This is a genomic window from Polyangiaceae bacterium, assembly GCA_015075635.1.
Taxonomy (GTDB): domain Bacteria; phylum Myxococcota_A; class Polyangia; order Polyangiales; family Polyangiaceae; genus JADJKB01.
The window spans coordinates 2,310,116-2,334,883 of sequence record JABTUA010000003.1 but is presented as its reverse complement, the minus strand read 5'-3'; the positions used below and the strand labels follow the sequence as shown (position 1 = coordinate 2,334,883).

Sequence of the window (24,768 nt, the reverse complement as noted above, 5' to 3'; positions counted from 1 at the left end):
CCGGTCGGCCCTCTAGCGCAACTCGACGCCGGTTAGAACGCGCTCGTGGGGCGCAGGTGCGCCCGGGTCAGCCCTTCGGCCCGGCGTCGGGGCACTTCCCGCTGTTGCCTTCGCCGAAGTAGTACGTGGTCTCGATGGCGGGGCACGGGCAGCGCTCGGCGCCGAGCTTCTCGAGCAGGCAGGCCACGATCTCGGGGTTCGGCCGATCCATGCCGATCTCGCTGACGCAGCCGTCGTCGCCCATCTTCACCGTGAGCCAGCCGTTGGTCTTGCAGCCGGTCTGCTTCTGGCACTCGCGGGCCAGAGCGCGCACCCACTCGGCGAAGCCGCAGACGAAGTCGTTCGGCCCCATGCAGGTCCCGAAGGGGCGCTCTTCGCAGGCGGCGAACGCGTCCGACGCGAAGTCCGCGTCGAGCATGGGCAGATCGCCGTCGTATTCCGGCGTCGGCTTCGTGAGCACGGTGGCATCCGGCTCGTCCACCAGATCGGCCTGGCGCTGGCAGGCTTGGGCGAAGAGCGCCGGCAGGCCGAAGAGCACGCCGGCGAGAACGAGGCGGCGCATCGCGGTCCGGTCAGTGGAGCGCATTGCGATCCTGCTCGTTGAGCGTGCGGAACCAGACCACCTGGTAAGGAACCGCGACGAACTCCGACTCGACGGCGTAGGTGAGGGCCAGGTCGATGGGAAGGTCGGGCTCCTTCGCCAGCTCGCGAGCGGCCTCGAAGCTGGTCGGGCGCGGCTCGAAGCGGCGCATCAAGAGCATGGTCTGGCCGTTCTCGAGGCTCAGCGCGCCGAGCACGCGAAACAGATGGAGCTCCTGGGCGTGAACCTCCTGGGCCACGAACGCCCCGGGGGTCCGCAGCGTGGGCTCGGGAGCCTCCGCGGCGTCCGACGCGCAACCGCCGAGCGCAAAAGCGAACGCCAGACCTGCCAGGCGTGACCAGTCCACGCTCGAAATCTACCACGCGCGCTCAGCCCAGCACGACCCACGCGGAGCTGAGCGGCGCCACCTCGAGCTCGAGCGCCAGCGCTGGGATCGGCACCGCGAGCCGGCGGGGCGCTAGATCTGCGCGCCCGTCGAGCACCACTCCCTCCGCTGCTGCGCGCTCGAGGCCACGGAGGGTGACGCTCAGCCGCCGCGGTTCCCTCGCCAGGTTCGCGATCAAGAGCGACGCGCGCTTCCCGTCCGCGGAGCGCAGCGCGGCCACGCTCAGGAGACCGTCGTCCGCGAGCTGGGTCGGACACCGCTCGGGCGTCGTCGCCACGCTGTGGACTTGACGGCTCGGGCGGCCCCGCTAAGCTAGTGAGCACTTGCTAGCTAAAGCCCGCCGCCGCCTGCCCGCCCCCGAGCGCCGCCGCCAGATCGCGGAGGCCGCGCTGGACATCCTCGCCTCGCGCGGGGTCAGGGGGCTGACCTCGCGGGAGATCGCCGCTCGGGTCGGCGTGCAGGACGGCTCGCTGTTCCGGCACTTCGCCAGCAAGGAGGCCATCGCCGCCGCCGCCATCGACGCCTTCGAGGCGCTGATGGCGGAGACCTTCCCCGAGCCCAGCGCCGAGCCCATGGAGGCGCTTTCGCAGCTGTTCGCGCGGCGCTTCGAGCTGGCGCGCCGGCGTCCGGAGCTGTTCCGGTTGGCGCTGAGCGATCGGCTGGCGGACGTGGCGGGCCAGGAGGGAGCGGCGCGGGTACGCGGCGTGGTCGAGCGATCCGTCGGCTTCGTCCGCGAGCAGCTGACCCGCGCCCAGCGCGACGGGCTGGTGCGCGACGACGTGCCCGTCGAGGTGTTGGTCTGGAGCTTCACCGGCGTGCTGCACGGCACTGCCGGCGTGAGCCGGCCCGCGAGCGCGCTCGGGCGGGCCCCTCGCATCGGGGCCCAGAAGGCGTGGCAAGCGCTCGAGCGCTTGCTGGGCGCCGCACCAAGACCGATCGGAACCAGAGCCCATGTCCCAAGAAAGAGCCCCCGCTAGTTCCTCCACGCTCCGCGTGGCGGCCGCGGTGGCGATCCTGTTCGGGATCGCCAGCGTCGTCTCCGGCGGACGAGTCTTGCTCGGCGTGGGCGCCGCGCGCGCCGAGGCCGGCGCCTACGTTCCGTTCGTGCTCTGGTTCAACTTCGTCGCTGGCTTCGCCTACGTCGCCGCGGGCGCCGGGCTCTGGCTCGGACGCGCCTGGAGCGCTTGGCTCTCGGTGACGCTCGCCGGGCTGACCGCCCTCACCTACGCCGCCTTCGGCGTCCACGTCGCGCTCGGCGGCGCGTTCGAAGGCAGGACCGTCGTCGCGATGGCCGTGAGGACGGCGCTCTGGACGCTGATCGCCGTCTTGGCCTGCAAACAACCCCAATCTTCGAAGGAACGCGCATGAAATCAGCCATCGTCCTGCTCACCGCACTGCCCCTGCTCGGCCTGTCGTGCGAGACCAAACACGCCGAATCGCACGCGCACGACGAGCCCGCGGCTACGGCCGCGAAGAGCGCGCTGCCCCCGCCCGCGAACCCCGTGCAAGCGGAGATGCGCGCGCTGCACGAGGCCACCCGCGACTGGGTCACGGCCGTTGCGCAGAACGAGCTCGCCAGCATTCCCCCCGGCATCTCCAAGGTCCACTCCGCCCGAATGGTCACCGAGAAGGCGCTCGAGAAGGGCGAGTACAAACCCCCGAAGGCCGGCTCCGATCTCGAAGCTTTCAAGCGAGAGGACGAGGCGTTCCACGACGAGCTGGTGAAGCTCCTCCAGGCCTCGAAGCGGAACGATCTCCCCGGCGCCACGAAGCAGCTCGGCACCGTGCTCGAGGGCTGCACGAGCTGCCACCAGAAGTACCGCTTCTGAGGGGCGTTAGCCCCTGGGCCGCGCGCGCACCAGCGTGCCCTCGCGGGGCGAGAAGGTGATGGCACGCCGCACCGTCGGCACGGGCGGGCGCTGCGCGAGCTCGAGCTCGGTGCGCGACAGGATGGTCGCCATCACGACCTTCATCTCGTAGTGAGCGAAAGCGGCGCCGAGACAGCGCCGGATCCCGCCGCCGAACGGCAGCCACGCATAGGGGTCGGGGCGTTTTTCCAGGAAGCGCTCGGGCCGGAGCTCCTCCGGATCGTCGTACACGGCAGGGTTCATGTGGGTCAGGTAGATCGACGGCGACACGACCCAACCCGTCGGGATCTGGTAGCGCTCGAGAGTGAGCGGCGCGTGCAGGCGCCGGCCCACCATGGGGATCACGGGCCGCACGCGCAGCACCTCGGCGATGGTGGCGTCGAGATAAGGCATCCGCCCCAGGTGCTCGGGCTCGAGCCGGCCGCCGGTCACGTCGTCGATCTCGCGTTGCAGGCGCTCGAGCACGCGCGGCGTCCCGAGCAGGCGCTCGAACGCCCAGCACAGGGCCGTGGCCGTGGTCTCGTGCCCGGCCACCAGCAAGGTCATCAGCTCGTCTCGGAGCTCGACGTCGCTCAGGCGCTCGCCGTCCACGTCCACGGCTTCGAGCAGCATGCCGAGGACGTCGTCCCGCCCGCCGGTTCCGGCGCGCCGGCGCCGGGCGATGACCGCGAAGATCTCCCGGTCCGCTGCCTCGCGATCGCGCACGAAGCGCCGCCAGGGCGTCAGCGGCAGATCGCGGCGCAAGCTCGGGATCATGGCCAAAACCGAGAGCGGCGAGTCGGCGATCGAGAGCAGCCGCTCGAGCCGCAGGCGGAGCTCGCCGACCTCGTCGCGTTGGTCCACGCCGAAGACGGTGCGCAGGATGACGTCGAGAGTGATGTCCTGGGTGTGGGGCCGGAGCGAGAAGGGCTCGCCCCGCGGCCAGCGCTCCAGGCTGCGCTGGGTGGCCTCCTGCATCTGGGCCGCGTAGAGCCGCATGCGCTCGCCGTGGAACGGCGGCAGGAGCAAGCGCCGGTGGCGCAGGTGACGCGCCCCGTCCAGCAAGAGCACCGAGTTTTGGCCCACGATGGGCTCGAGCACGGCGTTGACCTCACCCGCGCAGAGGTCGCTCGGGTCGCCGGTGAAGACACGCTTGATGCTCTCCGGATCGCTCAGCAGCACCACGGTGCCCGTGCCGGCGATGCGCATGGCGTAGGTGTCGCCGTAGCGCGCCCGGCAGAAGCGCATGAACTCGATGGGCCGCCGGATCCAGATCAGCGTCTGCACCGCCGTCGGCAGCTTCGGTCCCGGCGGAAGGAGCGTCCCCACGGCGTCACGATAGCCCAGATGCCGTCGGCAATTGACCCGGCACGAGGCAACGCCCAGTATCGCCGCCATGCGCTCGCTCTGGCGGCTCGCGATCGTCGTCTTCGGCCTCACGTCCAGCGGCCCCGCTGCGGCCAATGGCATCCCCGTCTACGTCCACGACGGCTTCTACGCCCGCCTGGGCGTCGGTCCGGGCTACGTGCTCGGCACCAACGAGCCCGAGCGGGGCAGCGGCAAGGCCGACGTCTCGGGTCTCGCGCTCTCGACCGAGCTCGCCTTCGGCGGCACGCTGGCTCCTGGGCTGGTGATCGGCGGCGGCAGCTTCTCGATGGTGGTGCCCTCTCCGACCTACTCGCCCGAAGGCGGCGGCGACGTGGACGTCGGCACGCACCACGTGTCCGGCATCGGGCCGTTCGTCGACTACTACTTCGACCCGCGCCAGGGCGCCCACGTCCAAGCGGCGCTGCTCTTGAGCGGCATCTACGTCCAGCAGAAGGACCAGCTGGAGTCCGCGACGGGCTTCGGCTTCGGCGCCATGATCGGCGGCGGGTACGAGGTCTGGATCGGGCACGAGTGGAGCATCGGCCCGCTGTTGCGCCTGGCGTTCTACAACGACGCCATCGAGGGCGACGACAGCGGCGGCAAGGCGACGCTGCGCATGTTCGTGCCGTCACTGCTGATCGGCGCGACGTATCACTGACCCCCGCCCTCACCAGGCCGTCTGCTGCGGACGTCGCGAGGCCTCGTCGCGCTCTTTCGGGGTCTTGCGCGCGAAGTCCCACCAACCCCAGCACCACACGTCGCCGTCGTTCCGGATGACGCAGGCGCGCCAATGTCCGACGGAGAGCGACACCGCACCGGAGATGCCCGACACGGGCACTGGCACCGCTCGGTCGGTGGTCGTGCCGTCGCCGAGCTGACCCTCGTCGTTGGCACCCCAGCACCAGACCGAGCCGTCCGCCCGGAGCGCGCAGCTCGAGTCGGCGGCGACCGCGACCCGGGTCACCTGGTCGAGCCCCGCGAGCGTGACCGGCGAGCTCCGGAGCTTGGTCGTCCCGTCGCCGACCTGGCCGTGGTCGTTGTTGCCCCAGCACGCCACGCGACCGTCGGCGAGGCGCGCGCAGGCGTGGGAGGAGACCGCGACGTCGGTGGCGTTCGAGATGCCCTTCACCTTCACCGGCGAGCGCGGCGGGAGCGTGCCGTCCGGGATCGCCTCGACCTTGCCCACCCCGTGCTGGCCGTATTCGTTGCCCCCCCAACAGCCGATGGTCCCTGCCTTCCGCACGGCGCAGTGAGTGTTGTAGCCCGAGGCGACGCTGGTCACGTCACCGAGACCGCCGAGCTCGCAGCCGTCGCAGAAGCTCTCCGGCGGGCTGCGCCCGGGGCCCATGAAGTAGAGCCTGCTGGTCATCGACTCCCACATTCGCACGCGTCCGTCCCCGAGCCGGGCCACCAGCTCCCCCAGGCTGCCGGACAGCTGCACGATGCCGCTCTGCTTCTGGGCGATCACGGGTCGATCCGTCGGATCGGGATCGTCGCCGACCAGGTGGTGCGCCGCGCCCCAGCACTGAAGCCGTCCGTCCCGCAGCGCCGCGCAGCTGTGCTCGAAGCCCACGCTGACCTGCGCCGCGCTCTCGACCCCAGGCACACGCGTCGGCGCCGGCACGAGCTCGACGTCGCCGCCAGCGCCCGTAGCGTTCGAGCGATTCAGCCCCCAGCAGGCGACCCCACCGTCGGCGTACACCAGGCAGGAGTGGTCCTCGCCGAGCGCCAGCTGCACGGGCTTCGGTTTGGGCGCGACGGCCGCGGGGGGTGCAGGCTCCGGCGCGGGCGCGTCGAGCGTCGCGGCCGCAGCTGGTGGCAGCTCCGCGGGTGCTGGCTTCGCGTCCGGCGCACGCGGGCTCGCGCAGGCACCCGCCAGGAGAATGGCCAGGGCCGCGGGTCGGGCTTTCAGCTTCGTCATCGTCAGAACCCCACTGCACAAGACAGCGTCGGCGTGATCACCGTGGCGCTGAAGGGAAACACCTGCACCAAGGCGAGCTCGGCGCCGAGCATCGTGTCGCCAGTGGGCGCGAAGGCGACGCCCGCGCCGATGCCGGCGAAGCCGTCGCCGGCGCGCTTCCAGAGCTCGAGATCCTGCTCGAGGTCGTTGTCACCCTGGTACGAGAAGCGGGTCGGGTCCTCGCGCACGCTGACGCTGGTGACCAGATCGAACTGCGCGTAGCCCGCGGTGAGGAACGCATACGGGCGCCAGCCGGCGCGGGCGAAGGGGTCTTCGCCGAACCAGCGTGTGGCGCGGAGCGCGAGCGACCAGGGCACGAACGCCGCGGCCCCGCGCAGCGTGGGCCCCTCGCCCGCGATGGCCATGCCCGCGCGCAGGCCGAAGCTCGTGTCGTAGTAGACCAGGCGCTCGTAGCCGATCAGCAGCCGGGTCGGGCCTCGCGCCGGGCCCAGCGGCTCGTTGGTGTAGACCGGGTAGCTCGTGTAGTTGGCGCCGTCCGACTCCCGGAAGCACGCGGTGCCCTCGTTCTCCTGGGCCTGGATCGAGCACGCGCCGGTGGTGGAGACCAAGCCGAGATCTTGCTCCACGCCGAGGGAGAGCCAGCTCCGCTTGCGCGGGACCAGCTCGCAGAAGCCGCGCCAGCTGCAGGTCGAGGCGCCCTCGCAGTCCCGATCCGACTTGCAGGGGATCTCCTTGACGGCTTCGCTGGGACAACCCGGGAGCCCCCGCGGACAGTCCGAGGGGTCGGGGCAGCGCGCCTTCTTCTGCGCGCCGCGGCCGAGCATCGTGTCGTGGAGCACCGTGACCTTGAAGGGCCTCACGCGGGAGCCGGCGCTGGCGAGGACGCTCCCTTCCGCGTCGTGAACCCGGACGTAGTAGCGGACGTCGCCGGTGACGGTGCTCACCTCCAGGCAAGGGATGGCGCCGGTCCAGGCCTTGCCGCGACGCGAGAGCGCGAGCGTCGTCCAGTCGGGATCGCCCCAGACCCGGTAGTGGACCAGGACGCGGGCCGCCCGCGCGGCGAGCTCCGCCGGCAGCGCCACCGTGATCGGCACCGGGGTCAGGATCCCTTGCTCCGCCTTGCGCTCCAGCACCGGGAGCTTCAGCACCCCGGGGCCGAGCTCGCTCGTGCCGGGCTCGGCGCGGAGCTCCGCGGAGACCAGCAGCGCGATGAGCGCGAGGACCGAGCGCCTCAAGGTGCCGGCTCCTTCGGCGCGCGCTTCAGGATCCGGAACTCGACGCGCCGGTTCTTTGCGCGGCCCTCTTCGCTCCCGTTGTCGGCGATGGGCGCGGTCTGCCCGTAGCCCTTGGCGCTGAGGCGCGCGGCGGCCGTGCCGTGATCCACCAGCCACTTCACCACGCTCTCGGCGCGCTCGGCGCTCAGCTTGTCGTTGATGGCCGGCGTGCCGGTGTCGTCGGTGTGGCCCGCGACCTCGATCAGCTCGAGCTCGGGGTGCTCGGCCAGGACCTTCGCTACCTCGCTCAGGATGCCGTCGCTCTCGGGTCGGAGCACCGCCGTGCCGTGCTCGAACTGCACCTGCTCGGAGATCACGACCTGCTCTGCTTCGACGTGTGCGACCGGCGGGGGCGGCGGAGGCGGCGGAGGACAGCCGTGCCTCTTCTTGTCCGCGCTCGGGACGCCCTTGTCCTCGGGGCAGGCGTCCACGCGATCGACGATGCCGTCGCCGTCGCTGTCCACGAGCTTCGGGCAGCCGTGCGTTCGGCGATCGCCGGTCGGGATCCCAGGCTCCTTCGGGCAGGCGTCGAACTGATCGGGGATCTCGTCGGCGTCGAAGTCCGGCGGCACCTCCGGGCAGCCGTTCATCAGCGGATCCTGCGAGGGGACCCCGGGCAGGTCGATGCAGGCATCGACGCGATCGGGGACGCGATCGTCGTCGCGATCCGGCGGCGGTGGAGCCTGCTCCGGCGAGAAGCCCACGAAGGCGAGCGCGCGGAAGTCCGCCGCGCCCGCCGCCTGGCCCAGATCAGGTCCGACGCCGGCGCCGAGCTCGAGCTCGGTGAGGGGTCGATAGCGCGCCTGGATCAGGAAGTGCGCGCGCGTGGCGTGTGGGTCGAGGAGCTTGGCGCCCTCGCCCACGGTGAAGAACGCGGCGAGCTCGCTGCCGAGCGCGACGGTCTTTCCCTCGTCCACGAAGGTGCTCTGCGCGACGCTGGCCGTGAGCTCGCTGCCGACCCGCGTCGGCACGATGCCCGGCAGCCGCGTCCCTGGCCGGAGGCGGAAGCCGGCGTCGGCGGCCCAAAGCCAGCGCGAGTACTGGCCGTCCGCGAGCAGCGCCAGGCGTCCGCCGAGGCCGCCGTCCCCCGCGTAGTCCTTGCCTGTGGGCAGCGCCACCGCCGCCGCGAGCGCCAGGTGCTCACCTTCCCCGGCCGGACCCAGGAGCTTGGCGCGCGCTCCGAAGCGGACGTCGCCGAGCAGCGTCTCTTCCAGCGGGCGGGCGGCGGTGTTGCCGTGCGGCGGCGCGGCGCCCGTCGCCTGCGAGAGCAGCAAGGGCACGTCGAGGGAGAGCTGGTAGCGGTGCCGGAAGGCAAACGACACCAGCGTGTGCAGCCAGAGCTGGCGCTCGACGACGCGGTCGAATTCCTGGTCCTGGTTCTGGAGCACGAGCGGCTGGCTGGCGAAGACCCCGAGCAGCCGCGCGCGCAGGTGCGCGTCGCCTCGGACCTGGGCCGGCTCGGTGAAGAGCGTCGGCTCGCCCGCGGGCGCGGGACTCAGGGCGAGGGACGGCGTCTCGTCGCCACGAGTGGGAGCGCTACACACGAGCGAGGCACCGACGAGCGCGAACGAGAGGGGATGACGGCGCACCGGCGACGGGATAGTAGCGAAGGGACATGTCTCCTCGCCACCCGCGCCCGACTCTGCTCTTCGCTTTCGCGCTCGTCGCCTGCGGCGGTGGCGGCGGCAGTCCCGGTGCCAGCACACCCCCGGCAAATCCTGCGCCGCTCGAGGTGCCGAAGGATCGCATGGCGGGACAGAGCGTGTACGACGTGAGCGGGAAGCAGCTCACCTGCACGCCGCCGGAGAAGAGCTGCGCCCCGAGCGACGTCCCCATCGAGTTCAAGGACAAGTGCAAGCTCGCCGGTTTCCGCGTGATGCAGTGCGGGTGCAGCACGGTGTGCACGGGCAACGTGACCAGCGGTAAGAAGGGCTACGACGCCCAAAACCGCGAGAAGTCCTGCGCCCCGGAGCAGAAGGACTGCACACCTCCCGAGACCAGCGCCGCCTATCAGGACGCCTGCTCCGAGAGCGGGCACAAGTTCATGGTCTGCGGCTGCGAGTGGCTGTGCAGCGGCAAGCTGAAGCAGCCGGTGTCGTCGAGCCCGTCAGAGTAGCTCCAGCGCTCGCTCCGGCGGACGCGCGATGACCGCGCGCTTGCCGGCGACCACCACCGGTCGCTCGAGCAAGATGGGAAACTCGGCGATGGCCTTCGCGACCTCGGCACGGCTGGACTCCTTCGACAGGCCGAGCTCCTTGTAGGGGGCCTCGCCCTTGCGCAAGAGCTCGTGGGGCGGAACGCCGAGCAGATCGATGAGCTCCTTGATCCGGGCGGCGCTCGGCGCGTCCTTCAGGTACTCGACCACCTTCGGCTCCTTGCCGCGCTCGCGCAAGAGCTCCAGGGCCTGCCGGCTCTTGGAGCAGCGCGGGTTGTGGTAGATGACGATCTCGTTCTTCGAAGCGGCCATGGCAAGCGCGAAAGTACCACGGTCCGCCATCCGCATCGCCGTCGTCGGGGACGTCCACCTGCGCTGGGACGACCGCGACGTGGAGCTCCTGGACGCGGCGGACTACGATCTGGTGGCGTTCGTCGGTGATCTGGCGGGCTACCGGCAAAATGCCCTCGGAGTAGCCACGAGCATCGCTCGTCTCAGGACACCAGCCTTCGTCATCCCCGGCAATCACGACGGCGTGAGCCTGCCGCACCTGGCCGCCGAGACCTTCGAACGCCGGCGACTCGCGGCCGTGCTCGGGCGCGGCCAGCGCCGCCGCTGCCGCGATCTGCGTCAGGCGCTCGCGCCCGTGCCGCTCGCGGGCTACAGCCTGCACGAGGTCCGGCGCGAGACCCTCGCGCTGAGCGTCATCACCGGGCGCCCCCACTCGCAGGGCGGCGACTTCTTCGCCTTCGCGAGCTACCTCGAAGAGGTGTACGGCGTGCGCTCGCTCACGGCTTCGGCGGACCGGCTCTGCCGGCTGGTGGACGAGGCGCCGCACGAGCGCCTGATCTTCGTGGCCCACAACGGCCCGAGCGGCCTCGGCGCGCGGCGCCACGACATCTGGGGCTGCGACTTCCGGCGCCAGGAGGGCGACTTCGGCGACGCCGATCTGCGCGCCGCCATCGAGCACGCCAGGCGCGCCGGCAAACGCGTGCTCGCGGTCGCCGCCGGGCACATGCACCACCGCTTGAAGGGCGGCGGCGAGCGCAAGTGGCTGCTCGAGTCCGACGGAGTGCTCTACGTCAACGCGGCGCGCGTGCCCCGCATCGAGCAGGAGCTCCGCTACCACGTGTGTCTGGAGACCGACGGCGAGCGCGCCCGCGCGGAGCTCATCGCGGTGGCCGCGTGAGCCCGGCGCTCTGGGTGTTGCTCCTCTCGGGCCCGGTGGAGGCACCGGCAGCCGTGGCCGACGAGCAGTCCTGGACCATCCCCTCGCTGCACGCCCTGGGGCTCATGTCCACGATGCGCCTCGGCGAGGCGGTGATCTGGCCCGAGCCCTTCGCCGACACCGATCTCGCGCGTATGGGCCGGAGCTACGAGGCTGCGTACACGCAACCGCCGAAGTGGGACTCGTCGCGGCGCGCCTTCGAGTGGGACGGCGACCCCTGGTGGGTCAACTCGATCGGCCACGCGCTCTTCGGCAGCGAGCTCTACCTGCGCGCGCGCACCTGTCACCACGGCGTCCTGCCCGCCCTGGCCTTCACGGCCATCGGCAGCACCGTCTGGGAGTACGGCTTCGAAGCGAACGGCGTGCGCCCGAGCGCCCTCGATCTCTGGTACACGCCAGCCGCGGGGCTCGTGCTCGGCGAGGCCCGCTACCAGGGCTGGCGGCTCGCGCGGGGCATCGGCGACCGCACCTGGCGCGGTCTGCTCACCGGCGTGCTCGATCCCTTCGGCGAGCTGGAGCGCTGGGCGGGAACGAAGTGCTGATAGGCTGCGCGGTGATGAGGTGGGTCGTGCCGGCGCTGTTGCTCTTCGCTGCCTGCGCTCCCCCGCCGAGCACGAACAAGCCCGCCCACGTCGAGGTCGCCAAAGCCCGGCCAGCCGCTGCGGAAGCCGTGCCGCCTCCGAGCGCGCACGTTCGTCCCGTCGTCGTCAGCGCCAAGGCGGCGCTCGTTCCGGACGCATCCTGCTTCGACCGATCGCCCGAGGAGCGGCGCCTCCTCGGCTTTCGAGCGCTGCCGGACCTCGAGCTCGAAGCGACGTTCTGGCTCGTGGCCGAAGCGGGCGTCTGCAAGAGCTCGACCCACGCGCGCGCGGAGCTCTTCCTCGCCAAGAGCGAGAGCCTGGAACAGATCGCGACCTGCGGGGCGTGGCGCGTCGAGGCTTGTGTCAGCGCTCCGCTCCACGCTGCGCTGCCCAATCCGCCGCACCGCGAGGTTCGGGATTTCGAGCGCACACCCGACTGGCAGGGCATGGACAGCCAGAGCGACGGCCTGGGCGAGCGGCGTCGGGAGACCCAGATCACACGCGTGCCCGGCTCGTCGCTCACGCTGCTCCACACTCGAGCGGGTTACGTCGCCTTGCATGCCGGGGAGAAACGCGTGGACGCCTTCTGGGCGAAGGCCTTCGTGCTCGTGGACGGCGTGGCCCACTTGGTGACTTCGGACGCGATGGTGCGGCTGGCGGACCCGCCGGAGTATCTGCCGCTGCCGTCGCTCCACACCTCGGAGCGTCCCCCCGAGCCGAGGCTCCACCCCTTCGAGCGCCAGAACTGATCGACCCTTGACACTCGAGATCCGCGCCGCACTCTGTCGCGCCAATGGCGCAGAGCCTGGCGATCCCCGCGGCCGTTGCCACAGCCGCACTCTCGACGACCCACGCGCTGCCGCGCCCGCGCCTGTCGCAGGTGCTCTGGCGCTTGCTGGTGGTCCAGGCCGTGGCCTGGTTCTTCGCGGCGGTCTGGCTCCTGGACTTGGTCGGCCTGCGCTGGCTCTGGCACCTCGCGAGGGGCCAGCGCGAGAGCTACCAGCGCGTGACGCTCCCGGTCGCGCTGCGGCTCGCGTTCGAGCGCCTGGGACCGACCTACGTGAAGCTCGGTCAGCTGGTCGCCTCGGGCGAGGCGCTGTTTCCCCCGCGTTACTCCAGCGAGTTCCAGAGGTGCCTGGACCGCGTGCCGCCCTTCCCGTTCACCGAGGTCCGGGCCACGCTCGAGCACGAGCTGGGCAAGGGCGTGGATCGCTTCCGGGCCATCGACAGCGAGCCGATGGCCGCGGCCAGCATCGCGCAGGTACACGCCGCGACGCTCGATGACGGCCGCGAGGTCGTGATCAAGGTGCAGCGCCCGCGCCTGCTCGAGCTGGTCAGCACGGACGTGGTGCTGATGCGTCTCATCGCCAGGCTCTCCGCCTGGGTCTCGGCGCGCGCGCGCCAGAGCCACCCCGAGGGCATCGTGGACGACTTCGCGCAGAACCTCGCGGAGGAGCTCGACTTCAGGAACGAAGCCCGGCGCATGACGGAGTTCAACCAGGTCATGCGGCTGATGGGCACGGACTCGGTGGCGGCCCCCGAGGTGGTGCGCGAGCTCTCCGGGCCGCGCGTGCTCACCATGGAGCGCTTTCGCGGCGTGAGCGTGGCCGACACGGCAGCCGTGAAGCGGAGCGGCTTCGACGGCCAGGAGCGCCTGCGCACCGGCATCCGCGCCTGGTTCCAGTGCCTGCTGGTCGCGGACTTCTTCCACGGCGACGTCCACGGCGGCAACTTCATGCTGCTCGACGACGGCCGCATCGGCTTCCTCGACTTCGGCATCGTCGGCACGCTGCCGGTGGAGCGGCAGGCCGGCGTGCTGGAGTACGTCCTCGCCTTCCAGTCGCGGGACTTCGGCCGGCTGGGAGACGCCATGATCGCCATCGGCGCGGCCCGCGCCCAGGTGGACCGCACGGCCTTCACCCGGGATCTGGAGGAGCTCTACTCGCCGATGTTCGACCCCAGCGGGGCCTTCCGCATCGCCGATCTGGTGCCGAACCTGATGCGCCTGGCGAACCGACACCAGCTGGGCTTGCCCCGCGACCTGGTGCTGATCTCCAAGCAGCTGGTCTACCTCGATCGCTACTCGCGGGCGCTCGGCGGCGACAAGATGAACGTGCTGACGGACAGCCGCATCCGCGAGCTGCTCATGGAGGACATGCTGCGCGCGGCCTTCGCCCGGCAAGAGCGCGGCTAGCGGAGCAGCAGCAGCCCGCGCGCCGAGGCTCAGCTTCCGCTGGGCGCGCCGCAGTGCGGGCAACGCGCCGTGGCGGTCAGGACGTGCAGCGCGTTGCAGTAGCGACAGCGGAGCGAGATCTGTCCGATGTCGACCGCGAGGACCTGAGCCGGGTCGTTGGCGGTCGCAGCCTGAAAGGCTTGGATGCACTGCGACATGCCGTGGATGACCCGCCCAATCGTGACCATTGGGTCGTAGATCTGGTGGATCTCGGAGCGCGGGCTGGCCTCGACCGAGCCGGGGCCGACGTTCAACCACATGAGGTTCTCGCTCGTCATCAGCTGGGCGATGCCTTGCAGGCTCCCCGGAGGCAGCCGCGAGCAGAGGGCCGTCATCTCGTCGATGTTGCCCGCCGACGGGATTTCGCCGCGACGTAGGTCGTGCCCGCGTGCCCCTCCAGGAACACCCCCTTGCCGAAGAACACGCGCACCGTTTCACCGTGCTGCCATGCGTGCACCTGCGGCTCCGGGACGAAATCCGGCTCGTAGCAGAACGACGCGACGACGTGCGGGCGCATCTGGGCTGCCATCGAGAACATCGACGTGCCGCCGAGATCGAGCTCCACCCGAAACGGGAAGCTCGCGTAGGTGCCGCGCATCTCGACCTTTCGGTCGTTGACGCGCCGGAAGACCTGCGAGCCAGGCAAGCTCTGGGCGAACGAGCCGAAGAGCGCCTCGACGGCCTGGTACCTGCGCTCGTCGGCCTCCCAGTCCGGGAAGCCACGGAAGTAGACCTTCCAGGCGCTGTCCGGCTGCCCGGGGGCGGCCCCCGCATCGGCCGCGGTCATCGCGCCGCCGTCGCTGTCGTCGTCGCCCCCGAAGTCGCACATCTTGAACGTGGCGCCCGTGAGCGTACGCCTCACCCCGACTGAGAACTCGCACTGCTCGAAGACGGCGCCTTGCACGCTGACTCCCGCTAGGACCGCGTCGGTGAACTCGCACTGAGAGAACCGTGCGCCGTCCAGCCGGGCGCCCGAGAAGTTCACGCCGATGAACTCGGCCTGGCTCACGTTCGCGCCGGCGAGGTTCACCCCGCTCAGATCCGACTCGCTGAAGTCGCCGCCCTGGATCTCTGCGCCGCTGAAGTCCGAGCCGCTGAAGTCCTGGCCCTCGACCTCGGACTCCTCGAGCAACTTCATGAGCTTCTTGCGTGAGACGGCCATCAGAACCTCCGGACTTGGCCGGCGATGATGCCACACGCGGCGCCGGATGGAACCGTCTCAGGGGCGGCGGACAGTCTCGATCGGTTCTCCCCGAGTCGAGCTGGGTCGCCACCACCGGCTGGGCAATGGTGACCCGGGACGGGGCGGTAGAGCCAGCGCACGGCCTCGGTGTGGAGGGAGGGTTGGGTGCTCTTGCCGGCAAACAGGTAGTGAAGGCCGAGGTCACGCACCGCCCGAGCGTTCTCTCTGGAGCACGCGCCGGCGTCGTAGGTGACGAGGCGAAACAGGTCGCTGCGTCCGTAGGTCCGCATCAAGGCGCCGAGACAGCGATGAAACATGCCCATCTCGTTGGTGCTGGCTGGGATCGGGACGACATCGATGACGGGTCGTGCGGTGGAGCTGGTCAGCGTGGCCGTGACGGTCCTGACCAGGCCGAGCAGGCGCGCTTCGGCCGTCGCCGTCTGACGTGGGCGAAGAAGTCGTCAGCGGCAGGCACGCTGGTCGCCTTGCCGTCGAGCGAGACCACGCCGAAGGGCAAGCCGTCGGGCTCGAGCGCCTTGCGGCGCTGGGCGGCGCGCGTCGCTGCGTGCAGGGCCGGGCGGACGTCGTCGGGCTCGAGCGCCGCGAGCGCGTCCCGCAGCGTGGTGTCCGGAACACGACGTGGGATGCCGAGCTTCGCCCGGATTGGCGGCGTGAGCTCATCAGTCAGCTGCTCGACTTCGCGCAGGCTCCTGCTTCCGGCCACCATCCCGAGCAGCGCGCTGGCGAGCAACCTGCCGAGCTGCCAGCGACGTCCGCGCGGATCGCGGGGGTCGCGGACCTCGTCGAGGCGCGCGTCGCCGAAGCGTTTGACGAGCATGCCGATGACCCTGCGTCGACTACCGAGCGGGGCTGGGGCGGCGGACGCGCTTGTCTCGCCACCCGGCCAGGGGCCACCTCGCGGCCGAAGTGGACACGTGCCTGACGCGGATTTCGCCGGTCGGCGTCGACCTCGAAGGTGTGAGCCAGGGACGCCACGGCGTACGCAGCGCGGACCCTGAGGCCCTCACGGGCAATAGCGCGTGGTCGGGTTCACCGAGGCGCAGGTGTGTACGGTGGGAGTGGCGCCCTTGGCCACGCTCATCGTCTCGAAGTGGATGTGGGGACCCGAGGCGCAGCCGCTCTTGCCGACGTAGGCGATGGTCTGACCCTTCTTGACCACGCTGCCGACCTTGATGCCCGTCGCCAGCTTCTGCACGTGCGCGTACTCGATGTAGAAGTCCTTCTTGGGGTTGTCGGGGTCGCCGCAGGCGCTCTTGATGCGGATCAGGTTGTAGTGGGACATGCAGGTGCTCGAGCACGCGATGCTGCCGGAGCCGCTGCCCCAACAGTTGCCGTAACCGGTCACGACCTTGACCACCGTGCCGTCCATGCCGGCCGGGATCTTGGTGCCGAGCGGGCTCGAGTAGTCGATGCCGTAGTGCTCGTTCCCACCCGAATACGCCGAGCACGCGTTGAACCCGCGCACGAAGCTGCCCGGCGGCTTGGCCAAACAGCAGGCGGACTTGCAGGCGTCGGAGCCGATGCTGGTCGCGAGGCAGCCGTTCGCACAGGTCTTCTTGGACGCCGTCTCGCCGGCGGCGCAGGTGACCAGCGACGACGCCGCGACCCCGAGCGCCGTGCCGCAGTACGCACCGTCCGCCTTGCTCGCGCAGGGGTCGGGCGGCGGCTCGGGACCGGAGTCCGCCTCGGCGGGCGCGTCCACGGCTGCGTCCGCCACCTCGGGCTCCGCGTCGGGCTCCGTGCCGGCGTCATCCGCGGGCTCCCCGGCGGCGCCGCCCGTGGCCCAACCCGAGTCCGGCCAGGCCCCGCCCTCACCTCCGCTCGCCCCAGGCTCGCCGGCCGCACCGGCCGCCCCGGCCACCCCGGCCGCGCCCCCGCTCTCGGCCTCCGGAGCGCCGTCGTCCGCCCCGGCGCAGGCGCCAAGGAGCGTGAAAACACACAGGAAGAGCCCAACGACCTGGGGAACGCGCTGCATCGTACCGGTACCCTTACCGGTCCGCGCACAATCCTTTAGACCGGCATCACGCCGCGCTTCTTCGCCGGCCGCTCCACGCGTTTGTGCTGCGCGAGCTCGAGCCCCCAGGCGATGGCGCGCCGCGTGTCCCGCGGGTCGATGACGTCGTCCACCAGGCCCCAGCCGGCGACCTTGTAGATGTCGATGTTCTTCTGGATTAGGCCCACGAGCTGCGCCTTCACCTCCGGATCGGGCTCGCCGCCGCCGAACAGCTTCTTGCCGGCGATGCCCACCATGCCCTCGGCGCCCATCACGCTCACCTCGCCGGTGGGCCAGCTCACGATCAGGTCGGGCTCGTAGGCGCGACCGCACATCACGTAGTAGCCGGCGCCGTAGGCCTTGCGCACGATGACGGTGATCTTCGGCACCGTCGCCGCGCTCATCGCGTGCAGCATCTTGGCGCCGTGCCGGATGATGCCGGCGTGCTCGACCTTCGAGCCCACCATGAAGCCCGGCACGTCTTGCAAGAACACCAGCGGGATGTTGAAGGCGTCGCAGATCTGGATGAAGCGCGCGGCCTTGTCGGCGCTGTCGTTCTCCAGGATGCCGCCCAGGTGCTTGGGCTGGTTGGCGACGATGCCCACGCTCTTGCCGCCGATGCGTCCGAGGCAGGTGATGATGCTGCGCCCGAACTTCTTCTTGATGTCCAGGTACTCGCCGTGGTCGACCAGGAGCTTGATCAGCGCGTACATGTCCCAGGCCTGGCGCGTGCTCTCCGGCAGGAGATCCAGCAAGGCGTCGTCCCGGCGGTCCACCGGGTCGTGGCAGGGCACGACGGGCGGCGCCTCGTCGGCGCTCGACGGCATGAACGACAGGTACTTCTTCACCAGCGCGATGCACTCGTGGTCGTCCTTGACCTCGGCGTCGCCGACCCCGCTGACCTCGCTGTGCACCTTGCTGCCGCCCAGGGTCTGCTCGTCGATGTCCTGTCCGGTCACCGCCTTGACCAGCGGCGGCCCGCCAAGCGCCATGGAGCCGATGTCCTTCACCATCGGCACGAAGTCGGCGAGCCCGGGGATGTACGCGGTGCCGGCGGCGCCGGGCCCGACCATGGCCGCGACCTGCGGCACCACGCCGCTCATGATCACCTGCTCGCGGAACAGGTGCCCCGAGCCGGCGAACAGGCTGAGCTCGTCCGGGTGGTGCCCGCTCGACGGGTCGATGCGCGCCCCAGCGGAGTCGATCAGCCAGACCATGGGCCAGCGGCCGGTGAGCGCCATTTTGCGCAGGCGCGTCACCTTCTCTTCGCCGGTCTGACCGATGCTGCCGCCCTTCACCGTGAAGTCGTAGGCCGCGGCGCACACCATGCGGCCTTCGACCTTGCCGAAGCCGCAGAGCACGCCGTCGGCTGGGGTGTCGCTGCGCTCCCCCGCGGGTCCCATCTGCCGGCCGTGCATGCCGACCTCGAACCACTCGCCGGCGTCGAACAGCGCCGCCATCCGCTCGCGCGCCGTCAGCTTGCCGCGCTCGTGTTGCCGCGCGACCCGCTCGGCCCCGCCCATCTCGCGGATCTTCGCGCGCCGTGCCTCGAGCTCAGCGACCCGTTCCCTCATGCTCATGGTCGGCTGTTCTGCACCCGTCCGGAGCGGGGGATCCAGCGGCGTCTTCCGCGCGGCCCCGGCGTGGGCCGGCTGGACGCTCGGACAGCTGATTTTGCTTAGTGAACATGAATTCACACTTGCGAACCTAGAATCTAAACGCTAGCTGTCGGGCGTCATGAAGGCGCGCGCGGTCGGCCCGCTCCGACACACCATCCAGACCCACGCGCGGGCCGCGTACAGCGAGGCGATCCTGGCCGCGTCCGAGCGGCTGTTCCTGCGCGACGGCTACCACGCCACGCGCATGATCGACGTCGCCAAGGAGGCCGGCGTCGCGGTCGGCACCTTGTACAAGCACTTCCCGAGCAAGGACGCGCTCTTCGAGGCGCTCGCGGCGCGCGGACGCGAGGAGGCGCTCGAGCTGTTGCGGCGCTCCGCCGAGCTGCCGAACCCGACGGAGCGCCTGCGCTCGATGGTGGTGGAGCTCTTTGCCCACGTCGAGCGACAGAACGCGGTGTTCGCGGTGCTCTCCGAGCTCGGGCCGCTGGAGCAGGTGCAGCTGTCACCGGAGATGCGCGCGGGCGACGACCGCACGACCCACGAGATCATCCGCATCGTCGAGGGCGTGGTCGCCGACGCGATCGCCGGCGGCCAGATCCGCGCCGACATCGAGCCCGTGCACCTGGCCGCCATGTTCGAGGGAGCGCTGCGGGGCACGCTGCTGACGTGGCTCAAGGCCGGACGCAGCTATCCGCTCAGCTCTCGAGCGGAGCCCCTCTTGAGTTTCTTCTTCGAAGGAGCCAGCGCGCGATGAGCCGTCGAATCTTGGTCCCGATGTTGCTGGCAGCGCTCGCGCCGGCGGGCTGCAAGAACGCCTCGGGAAAGGCCGATCTGCCCCCCGCTGCGGGCAGCGGCGTCGCTGCGCCGGCCATCCCCCCCGTCGAGGGGCCGGAGTCCGAGGCCGGCGCGGGCGAAGCACCCGCGAGCGGCGCGCTCACGGGCACGGGCACGCTCTACGCGCGCGCCGAGGCCCAGCTCGGCCCGAAGGGCTCGGGCACACTGGCGTCGGTCGCGGTCAAGGAGGGTGACAAGGTCAAGAAGGGGCAGCTCTTGTTCCGGCTGGACTCGTCGCAGGCCGATCTGTCCGTGCGCCAGGCCAAGACGCTGCTCGAGGCCGCCGAGGTGGGGCTGCGCTCCGCGGAGACGGACTACAAGCGCACCAAGGAGCTCTTCGATCGCGGCTCCGTCGCGCCGGCGACCTTCGACCAGGTGCAGGCGCGCTACGACGCCGCGAAGAACAGCGTGGCGCAGGCGAAGGTCGCGGTCAGCATGGCGCAGAAGGCCAGCGGCGACTCGGCCGTGCGCTCGCCCATCGACGGGGTGGTGACGGCCAAGCTGAAGAGCGTGGGCGAAACGGTCACCATGATGCCGCCCACCGTGGTCTTGGTGGTGCAGGACGTGACCGTGATCGAGCTCCGGGCGCGCCTGCCCGAGCGGGCCCTGGCCACGCTCGCGCCCGGGAGCGCGATTCGCATGCGCCTGCCGGCCATCGGTGTGGAGCGCACGACCCAGATCAAGCGCATCAACCCCGCGATCGACGTGCTGACGCGGACGGTCGAGGTGGTGGCGGAGCTCGACAACGCAGACGGCGTGCTCAAGCCCGGGATGCTCGCGGAGGTCGAGTTCGGCGAGCCCGACGCGGGCGCCTCCGACGCCGGGCCGGAGCGCGACCGGTGAAGCTCGCCGACGTCTCGATCCGCCGCCCGGTGTTCGCGGTGATGCTCATCGCCGCGATGCTGGTGTTCGGGGCGCTGGCCTATCCGCGCATGGGCGTGGATCTGTTCCCGAACGTCGAGTTCCCCGTGGTCACGGTGACGGTGGTCTACCCGGGCGCCGATCCGGAGACGATGGAGACCAAGGTCGCCGACCCCATCGAGGAGCGCATCAACACGCTGAGCGGCATCAAGGTGCTGCGCTCGGTGAACCTGGAGAGCGTCACGCAGGTGGTGGTGCAGTTCGAGCTCGACGTGCAGGTCGATCAGGCCATGCAGGAGATCCGGGACAAGATCTCGGCCCTGGGCCGCGAGCTCCCCGCCGGCATCGACCCGCCGGTGGTGCAGAAGTTCGACGTGGGCGCGACGCCGGTGATGGCCATCGCGCTCTTCGGTGAGCTGAGCCCGCGCACGCTGACCCAGCTGGCCGACGACGTGGTCAAGGAGCGGGTGCAGCGCATCCCCGGGGTCGGCGGCGTCGATCTGGTGGGCGGGCGCGAGCGTCAGATCAAGGTGCTGGTGGATCCCGCCAAGCTCGCGGGCCTCGGCCTCTCGGTGGACGACGTCGGCGGCGCCATCCGCGCCCAGAACCTGGACCTGCCGGCGGGCAGCGTGGAGCGCGGCGCGCGCGAGCTCTCGGTCAAGACCAAGGGCGAGGTGAAGAACGCCAAGGAGCTGGAGCAGATCCTGATCCCCAACCCGGCCGGGACCCTGGTCCGGGTGCGGGACGTGGCCCGGGTGGTGGACGGCATGGCCGACGCTCGCAGCGCCTCGTACCTCGACGGCAAGTCGGCGGTGTCCCTGGTCGTGCGCAAGCAGTCGGGCGCGAACACCGTGGCCGTCGCCGAGCGCGTGCGCCAGGAGCTGGAAGCGCTCAGACCGCGGGTCGAGAAGGCCGGCGCCGCGTTCACCATCCCCACCGACAACTCGACCTACATCGAGCACTCCATCGCCGACGTGCAGTTCGACCTGGTGTTCGGCGGTTTCCTCGCGGTCGTCATCATCCTGCTCTTTCTCAGGGATTTCCGCGCGACCCTCATCAGCGCGGTCGCCATCCCCACCAGCGTCATCGCGACCTTCGCCTTCATGCAGTGGCTGGGCTTCACCTTCAACAACATGACGATGCTGGGGCTGTCGCTCTCGATCGGCATCCTGATCGACGACGCCATCGTGGTGATCGAGAACATCCACCGGCACCTGGAGCTGGGTGAGAAGCCGAAACAGGCGGCCTCGAAGGCCACGGCGGAGATCTTCCTGGCCGTGCTCGCGACCACCTCGTCGATCCTCGCCGTGTTCGTCCCGGTCGCCTTCATGAAGGGCATCATCGGCAGGTTCTTCTTCCAGTTCGGCATCACGGTGAGCGTGGCCGTGGCGGTGTCGATGCTGGTGAGCTTCACGCTCACGCCCATGCTCTCGTCGCGCTTCCTCTTGCCGAGCCACGGCAAGCGGCAGAACCTCGTATTCCGCGGCATCGAGCGGGTGCTGGACTGGGCCGACCGGAGCTACGGCACGATCGTGCGCTGGGCGCTCGGGCACCGGCTGGCCACCCTGGGCCTGGCGACCCTGACGCTGATCGGCTCGTTCGCCCTGGTCAGCCGGGTGAAGGCCGAGTTCATTCCGCCGGAAGACCGCGCTCAGTTCGAGCTCAGCGTGGAGCTGCCGAGCGGCTCGTCGCTCGCCGCCACCAGCAAGATCGCCGAGGCGGTGGCCGGCGACCTGCGCCGGCACGCCGCCGGCGTGAAGAACACCTTCACCACGGTGGCCGGCGGCGCGCAGGGGCAGGCCAACCAGGCCTCGATCCAGGTGGTGATGCAGCCGCGCTCCACGCGCAACTTCCACCAGGAGGACCTGATGGCCTGGGCCCGCGAGCGCTACGGGAGCCTGCGCGACGTCAAGATCAGCGCCCAGCCCGTCAACGCGGTCGGCGGCGGCGGCTTCCGCCAGCAGCCGATCCAGTTCAACGTGCGCGGCAACGACATGCTCGAGCTGGTGCGCGTCACCGACGCGCTCAAGGCCGAGCTGGGCAAGGTGAAGGGGCTCGTGGACCTGGACACCACCTACCGCGGCGGCCGGCCCGAGCTCGAGGTGCAGATCGATCGCGACCGCGCCGCCAGCTTCGGCGTGCCGGTGATCGCGGTGGCCTCCACGATCCGCTCCTTGGTCAGCGAGGACGCCGTCAGCGAGCTCAAGGACGGCGTGGACGCCTACGACATCGTCGTTCAGTTGCCGGAGGACCAGCGGCAGAACATCGAGGCGCTCTCGAACGTGCGCGTCCGGGCGGTGAACGGGCAGCTCGTGGAGGTGGCCAACGTGGTCAAGCTCGACCGAGGCCTGGGCCCGAGCCAGATCGAGCGCCAGGCGCGGCAGCGCCAGATCACCGTGCTGGCCGCGACGCAGGGCCTGCCGCTGGGCGAGGCCAAGAAGGCGGTGGACGAAGCTGCGAAGCGCGTCGTCCCGGAGCACCTGACCACGGACTACGCGGGCATGGCCGACATCATGGGCGAGTCCTTCGGCTACATGGGCATCGCGCTGATCCTCGCGGTGCTCCTGGTCTACATGATCCTCGCCGCGCAGTTCGACAGCTTCGTCCAGCCCGTCACCATCATGCTGTCCTTGCCGCTCTCGGTGGTCGGGGCGTTCGGCGCGCTGTTCGTGAGCGGCATGACGCTGAACATCTTCTCGATGATCGGCGTGATCATGCTGATGGGTCTGGTGACGAAGAACGCCATCTTGCTGGTGGACTTCGCCAATCACCTGCGCGCCGAGGGCGTGGAGCTCCGGGAGGCGCTGGTGCAGGCCGGCGTGATCCGCCTCCGGCCCATCGTCATGACCACCGCTGCGATGATCTTCGGGATGATGCCCGTGGCGCTGGCGCTGTCGGAGGGCGGGGAGATCCGCGCCCCCATGGCCGTGTGCGTCATCGGCGGCCTGATCACCTCGACGGCCCTGACCCTGGTGGTCGTACCCGTCGTCTACACCTTCATGGACGGGCTCGGTCGCAGCCGCCCGGTGCGCTGGCTCTCGAGGCTGGTGCTCGCGCCCGACGCCCCCTCCAGTCGCCCCGGCGCACACATCAACGAAAGCGAGAACCAGTGAAACGTCGAACGGTCGCCTCTCTCGTCGCGTATTCGTCCCTGCTCACGACCTGGGCCTTCGCCCAGCCCGAGGCGCCGGCGCCCGCCGCGGCTCCGCAGCCCCCCGCGTCGGCCGAGGTCGACGCGGCCCCGAAGGTGGACGAGGCGGCCGCCGTGCTCGCCCCCGCTCCCGGAGGGCTAACTGCCGACACGTTCGCGGAGCGCACGGTGGCCAGCAGCCACACCGTTCGCGCGAAGCTCGCCGAGCTCGACGCCTCCCGAGCCCGGCTGAACGAGACCACGGCGCAGTTCTTCCCGCGCCTCACCGGCAAGGCCTCCTACACCCGCCTCTCCAAGGTCGAGAGCGGCCTCGGCGGCGCGCTGGTCGGCGCGCAGAACCCCGGCCCGCTCGGGGTGGGCCCGTGCCCGGGAAACCCGGCGGCGCAGTGCGTGCTCGACTCGGGCGGCGTCCCGGTCGGCGCGGCGAGCTTCTCGTTTCCGAGCTTGCAGAACATGTACGCGCTGAGCGCGTCCCTCACCGTTCCGATCTCGGACTACGTGCTCCGGCTGTCCAACGCCTCGGCCGGCGCGTCGGCGAACCGGCGGGCCGCGGAGCTGGCGGTGAAGGCCGAGAAGCTCAAGGTGCGCTCCGACGCGCAGGCGCTCTACTACGACTGGCTGCGCGCCAAGGCGCGGGTCGCCGTCGCCGAGAAGTCCCTGGAGCGGACCCGCGCTCGGGTCAAGGACGCCAAGCCCGCCTACCAGCTCGGCGTGATCACCAAGGCGGATCTGATGCGGCTCGAGGCGCTGGCGGTGAGCACCGAGCAGGTGGCGCTCGAGGCCAAGACCTTCCGCGATCTCGCGGAGCGCCAGATGGCCATCCTGATGGGCGACAAGAAGACCAAAACGTTCCAGGTCGGCGAGGACGTCAACGCGCCGCGCCGGCCCATCCCCGGCGAGCTCGACGACCTTACCGACGAAGCGCTGTCGAAGCGGCTCGAGCTCCGGGCGCTCACCGAGGCGAGCCGTGCGACGCGCCTCGCCGCCAAGGCGCTCAAGGTGGGCGCTTACCCGCGGCTCGACGCCTTCGGGGACGTGACCTACGCCAACCCGAACCAGCGCTTCTTCCCCCAGGAAGAGAAGTGGAAGGCCACCTGGTCGGCAGGGCTGGTCGCGACCTGGAACGTCACCGACGTGTTCATCGTGGGCTCGCAGTCGAGTCAGCTGGACGCCACGGCGCGCTCGCTGGAGTCGCAGCGCAACGCGCTGTCGGACGGCATCCGGCAGGAGGTGGCCGCCCACTACCTGTCACGCCAGAAGTCCGAAGGCGCGCTGACCAGCGCGCGGCGCGGCGTGGCGGCCTCGGAGGAAGCGTACCGCGTCGCGGTGGACCTCTACCGCGTGGGCAAGGCCACGACGACGGAGGTCATCGAGGCGGAGACGGACCTGCTCGCGGCGCGCCTCTCCGAGATCAACGCGCGCATCGAGCTCCGCATCGCGGACGTCCGGCTGCGGCACGCCGTGGGCCGCGACGTCCCGTAGTCGCGCTCGGCGCACGTGCGAGGGCAACCGC

At 70.7% G+C, this 24,768-nt stretch carries 27 protein-coding genes; 13 read left to right on the top strand and 14 right to left on the bottom strand.

From position 1 onward, the window contains the following. Positions 1-67 precede the first annotated feature (67 nt). Genes HS104_41190 through HS104_41180 form a run of 3 tightly spaced genes read right to left on the bottom strand, consistent with a single transcriptional unit; the run spans position 68 to position 1,263 of the window. Entirely contained in the window at positions 68-562 is a 495-nt protein-coding gene (locus tag HS104_41190; GenBank protein MBE7486374.1) for a hypothetical protein, read from the bottom strand. Between the two features lie 10 nt (positions 563-572). Continuing rightward, positions 573-947 (bottom strand): hypothetical protein, encoded by a 375-nt coding sequence (locus tag HS104_41185; protein ID MBE7486373.1) that lies wholly within the window; start codon positions 945-947, stop codon positions 573-575. 22 nt (positions 948-969) lie between these two features. Continuing rightward, entirely contained in the window at positions 970-1,263 is a 294-nt protein-coding gene (locus HS104_41180) for a hypothetical protein (GenBank protein MBE7486372.1), read from the bottom strand. Between the two features lie 46 nt (positions 1,264-1,309). Between HS104_41180 and HS104_41175 the strand changes: the two genes are divergently transcribed. Genes HS104_41175 through HS104_41165 form a run of 3 tightly spaced genes read left to right on the top strand, consistent with a single transcriptional unit; the run spans position 1,310 to position 2,815 of the window. After that, positions 1,310-1,963, top strand: a complete 654-nt coding sequence (locus tag HS104_41175; protein ID MBE7486371.1) for a TetR/AcrR family transcriptional regulator — start codon at positions 1,310-1,312, stop codon at positions 1,961-1,963. Continuing rightward, positions 1,938-2,354, top strand: a complete 417-nt coding sequence (locus tag HS104_41170) for a hypothetical protein (GenBank protein ID MBE7486370.1) — start codon at positions 1,938-1,940, stop codon at positions 2,352-2,354. The genes HS104_41175 and HS104_41170 overlap by 26 nt, the downstream gene beginning before the upstream one ends. Beyond that, the gene (locus HS104_41165) at positions 2,351-2,815 is read left to right on the top strand and encodes a cytochrome c (protein ID MBE7486369.1); all 465 of its coding nucleotides are present in this window, start codon (positions 2,351-2,353) and stop codon (positions 2,813-2,815) included. Before HS104_41170 ends, HS104_41165 begins: the two co-directional genes overlap by 4 nt. A 6-nt stretch (positions 2,816-2,821) precedes the next feature. Here HS104_41165 and HS104_41160 read toward each other — a convergent pair whose 3' ends face one another. Continuing rightward, positions 2,822-4,162, bottom strand: coding sequence for a cytochrome P450 (locus tag HS104_41160; protein MBE7486368.1), 1,341 nt, complete (start codon positions 4,160-4,162; stop codon positions 2,822-2,824). Between the two features lie 67 nt (positions 4,163-4,229). Here HS104_41160 and HS104_41155 point away from each other — a divergent pair, with 67 nt between their 5' ends. Next, on the top strand, positions 4,230-4,859 hold the full coding sequence (locus tag HS104_41155; protein ID MBE7486367.1) for a hypothetical protein: 630 nt from the start codon (positions 4,230-4,232) through the stop codon (positions 4,857-4,859). 9 nt (positions 4,860-4,868) lie between these two features. On the opposite strand, the gene HS104_41150 is transcribed toward HS104_41155, so the two are convergent. Genes HS104_41150 through HS104_41140 form a run of 3 tightly spaced genes read right to left on the bottom strand, consistent with a single transcriptional unit; the run spans position 4,869 to position 8,985 of the window. Next, positions 4,869-6,122, bottom strand: coding sequence for a hypothetical protein (locus HS104_41150; GenBank protein MBE7486366.1), 1,254 nt, complete (start codon positions 6,120-6,122; stop codon positions 4,869-4,871). Between the two features lie 2 nt (positions 6,123-6,124). Next, entirely contained in the window at positions 6,125-7,357 is a 1,233-nt protein-coding gene (locus HS104_41145; GenBank protein ID MBE7486365.1) for a hypothetical protein, read from the bottom strand. Next, entirely contained in the window at positions 7,354-8,985 is a 1,632-nt protein-coding gene (locus tag HS104_41140; protein ID MBE7486364.1) for an OmpA family protein, read from the bottom strand. The genes HS104_41145 and HS104_41140 overlap by 4 nt, the downstream gene beginning before the upstream one ends. A gap of 26 nt (positions 8,986-9,011) precedes the next feature. On the opposite strand from HS104_41140, the gene HS104_41135 reads away from it, so the two are divergent. Next, complete coding sequence (locus tag HS104_41135) at positions 9,012-9,512, top strand: hypothetical protein (GenBank protein ID MBE7486363.1); 501 nt, start codon at positions 9,012-9,014, stop codon at positions 9,510-9,512. Here the strand turns inward: HS104_41135 and arsC are convergent. Next, entirely contained in the window at positions 9,504-9,863 is a 360-nt protein-coding gene (gene arsC / locus HS104_41130; GenBank protein MBE7486362.1) for an arsenate reductase (glutaredoxin), read from the bottom strand. The two genes, HS104_41135 and arsC, sit on opposite strands and share 9 nt — an antisense overlap. On the opposite strand from arsC, the gene HS104_41125 reads away from it, so the two are divergent. Genes HS104_41125 through HS104_41110 form a run of 4 tightly spaced genes read left to right on the top strand, consistent with a single transcriptional unit; the run spans position 9,862 to position 13,554 of the window. Next, the gene (locus tag HS104_41125; protein ID MBE7486361.1) at positions 9,862-10,740 is read left to right on the top strand and encodes a metallophosphoesterase; all 879 of its coding nucleotides are present in this window, start codon (positions 9,862-9,864) and stop codon (positions 10,738-10,740) included. The two genes, arsC and HS104_41125, sit on opposite strands and share 2 nt — an antisense overlap. Continuing rightward, positions 10,737-11,321, top strand: coding sequence for a DUF3943 domain-containing protein (locus HS104_41120; protein MBE7486360.1), 585 nt, complete (start codon positions 10,737-10,739; stop codon positions 11,319-11,321). Before HS104_41125 ends, HS104_41120 begins: the two co-directional genes overlap by 4 nt. A 14-nt stretch (positions 11,322-11,335) precedes the next feature. After that, positions 11,336-12,109 (top strand): hypothetical protein, encoded by a 774-nt coding sequence (locus tag HS104_41115; GenBank protein MBE7486359.1) that lies wholly within the window; start codon positions 11,336-11,338, stop codon positions 12,107-12,109. A gap of 44 nt (positions 12,110-12,153) precedes the next feature. Then, positions 12,154-13,554: an AarF/ABC1/UbiB kinase family protein gene (locus HS104_41110; GenBank protein MBE7486358.1), complete on the top strand. Its 1,401-nt coding sequence runs from the start codon at positions 12,154-12,156 to the stop codon at positions 13,552-13,554. A 29-nt stretch (positions 13,555-13,583) separates the two neighbouring features. Here the strand turns inward: HS104_41110 and HS104_41105 are convergent, their stop codons facing one another. From HS104_41105 to HS104_41080, 6 genes are all read right to left on the bottom strand, one after another. Continuing rightward, entirely contained in the window at positions 13,584-13,928 is a 345-nt protein-coding gene (locus HS104_41105) for a hypothetical protein (protein ID MBE7486357.1), read from the bottom strand. Beyond that, positions 13,925-14,755, bottom strand: coding sequence for a pentapeptide repeat-containing protein (locus tag HS104_41100; protein ID MBE7486356.1), 831 nt, complete (start codon positions 14,753-14,755; stop codon positions 13,925-13,927). The genes HS104_41105 and HS104_41100 overlap by 4 nt, the downstream gene beginning before the upstream one ends. Next, positions 14,755-15,093: a hypothetical protein gene (locus HS104_41095; protein MBE7486355.1), complete on the bottom strand. Its 339-nt coding sequence runs from the start codon at positions 15,091-15,093 to the stop codon at positions 14,755-14,757. Before HS104_41095 ends, HS104_41100 begins: the two co-directional genes overlap by 1 nt. A gap of 65 nt (positions 15,094-15,158) precedes the next feature. Continuing rightward, positions 15,159-15,614 (bottom strand): transposase family protein, encoded by a 456-nt coding sequence (locus HS104_41090; GenBank protein ID MBE7486354.1) that lies wholly within the window; start codon positions 15,612-15,614, stop codon positions 15,159-15,161. Positions 15,615-15,800: 186 nt separating this feature from the next. Continuing rightward, positions 15,801-16,772: a M23 family metallopeptidase gene (locus tag HS104_41085; GenBank protein ID MBE7486353.1), complete on the bottom strand. Its 972-nt coding sequence runs from the start codon at positions 16,770-16,772 to the stop codon at positions 15,801-15,803. 35 nt (positions 16,773-16,807) lie between these two features. Next, positions 16,808-18,370 carry an acyl-CoA carboxylase subunit beta gene (locus HS104_41080; GenBank protein MBE7486352.1) on the bottom strand — a complete coding sequence of 521 codons (1,563 nt, stop codon included), beginning with the start codon at positions 18,368-18,370 and terminating at the stop codon, positions 16,808-16,810. 157 nt (positions 18,371-18,527) lie between these two features. Between HS104_41080 and HS104_41075 the strand changes: the two genes are divergently transcribed. The 4 genes from HS104_41075 to HS104_41060 are packed head-to-tail and all read left to right on the top strand — an operon-like array spanning position 18,528 to position 24,737. Next, on the top strand, positions 18,528-19,163 hold the full coding sequence (locus HS104_41075; GenBank protein ID MBE7486351.1) for a TetR/AcrR family transcriptional regulator: 636 nt from the start codon (positions 18,528-18,530) through the stop codon (positions 19,161-19,163). Next, positions 19,160-20,086: an efflux RND transporter periplasmic adaptor subunit gene (locus HS104_41070; protein ID MBE7486350.1), complete on the top strand. Its 927-nt coding sequence runs from the start codon at positions 19,160-19,162 to the stop codon at positions 20,084-20,086. Before HS104_41075 ends, HS104_41070 begins: the two co-directional genes overlap by 4 nt. A gap of 41 nt (positions 20,087-20,127) precedes the next feature. Continuing rightward, the gene (locus HS104_41065; GenBank protein ID MBE7486349.1) at positions 20,128-23,217 is read left to right on the top strand and encodes an efflux RND transporter permease subunit; all 3,090 of its coding nucleotides are present in this window, start codon (positions 20,128-20,130) and stop codon (positions 23,215-23,217) included. Beyond that, the gene (locus tag HS104_41060) at positions 23,214-24,737 is read left to right on the top strand and encodes a TolC family protein (protein MBE7486348.1); all 1,524 of its coding nucleotides are present in this window, start codon (positions 23,214-23,216) and stop codon (positions 24,735-24,737) included. The genes HS104_41065 and HS104_41060 overlap by 4 nt, the downstream gene beginning before the upstream one ends. Positions 24,738-24,768: the final 31 nt, after the last annotated feature.

Bases quoted from the DNA above. Each gene is read 5' to 3' on its own strand.
- HS104_41190 (MBE7486374.1), bottom strand. From the start codon at position 562: ATGCGCCGCCTCGTTCTCGCCGGCGTGCTCTTCGGCCTGCCGGCGCTC.
- HS104_41170 (MBE7486370.1), top strand. From the start codon at position 1,938: ATGTCCCAAGAAAGAGCCCCCGCTAGTTCCTCCACGCTCCGCGTGGCG.
- HS104_41165 (MBE7486369.1), top strand. From the start codon at position 2,351: ATGAAATCAGCCATCGTCCTGCTCACCGCACTGCCCCTGCTCGGCCTG.
- HS104_41155 (MBE7486367.1), top strand. From the start codon at position 4,230: ATGCGCTCGCTCTGGCGGCTCGCGATCGTCGTCTTCGGCCTCACGTCC.
- HS104_41150 (MBE7486366.1), bottom strand. From the start codon at position 6,122: ATGACGAAGCTGAAAGCCCGACCCGCGGCCCTGGCCATTCTCCTGGCG.
- HS104_41135 (MBE7486363.1), top strand. From the start codon at position 9,012: ATGTCTCCTCGCCACCCGCGCCCGACTCTGCTCTTCGCTTTCGCGCTC.
- HS104_41125 (MBE7486361.1), top strand. From the start codon at position 9,862: ATGGCAAGCGCGAAAGTACCACGGTCCGCCATCCGCATCGCCGTCGTC.
- arsC (MBE7486362.1), bottom strand. From the start codon at position 9,863: ATGGCCGCTTCGAAGAACGAGATCGTCATCTACCACAACCCGCGCTGC.
- HS104_41115 (MBE7486359.1), top strand. From the start codon at position 11,336: ATGAGGTGGGTCGTGCCGGCGCTGTTGCTCTTCGCTGCCTGCGCTCCC.
- HS104_41110 (MBE7486358.1), top strand. From the start codon at position 12,154: ATGGCGCAGAGCCTGGCGATCCCCGCGGCCGTTGCCACAGCCGCACTC.
- HS104_41105 (MBE7486357.1), bottom strand. From the start codon at position 13,928: ATGACGGCCCTCTGCTCGCGGCTGCCTCCGGGGAGCCTGCAAGGCATC.
- HS104_41100 (MBE7486356.1), bottom strand. From the start codon at position 14,755: ATGGCCGTCTCACGCAAGAAGCTCATGAAGTTGCTCGAGGAGTCCGAG.
- HS104_41095 (MBE7486355.1), bottom strand. From the start codon at position 15,093: ATGTTTCATCGCTGTCTCGGCGCCTTGATGCGGACCTACGGACGCAGC.
- HS104_41090 (MBE7486354.1), bottom strand. From the start codon at position 15,614: ATGCTCGTCAAACGCTTCGGCGACGCGCGCCTCGACGAGGTCCGCGAC.
- HS104_41085 (MBE7486353.1), bottom strand. From the start codon at position 16,772: ATGCAGCGCGTTCCCCAGGTCGTTGGGCTCTTCCTGTGTGTTTTCACG.
- HS104_41080 (MBE7486352.1), bottom strand. From the start codon at position 18,370: ATGAGCATGAGGGAACGGGTCGCTGAGCTCGAGGCACGGCGCGCGAAG.
- HS104_41075 (MBE7486351.1), top strand. From the start codon at position 18,528: ATGAAGGCGCGCGCGGTCGGCCCGCTCCGACACACCATCCAGACCCAC.
- HS104_41070 (MBE7486350.1), top strand. From the start codon at position 19,160: ATGAGCCGTCGAATCTTGGTCCCGATGTTGCTGGCAGCGCTCGCGCCG.
- HS104_41065 (MBE7486349.1), top strand. From the start codon at position 20,128: ATGCTCATCGCCGCGATGCTGGTGTTCGGGGCGCTGGCCTATCCGCGC.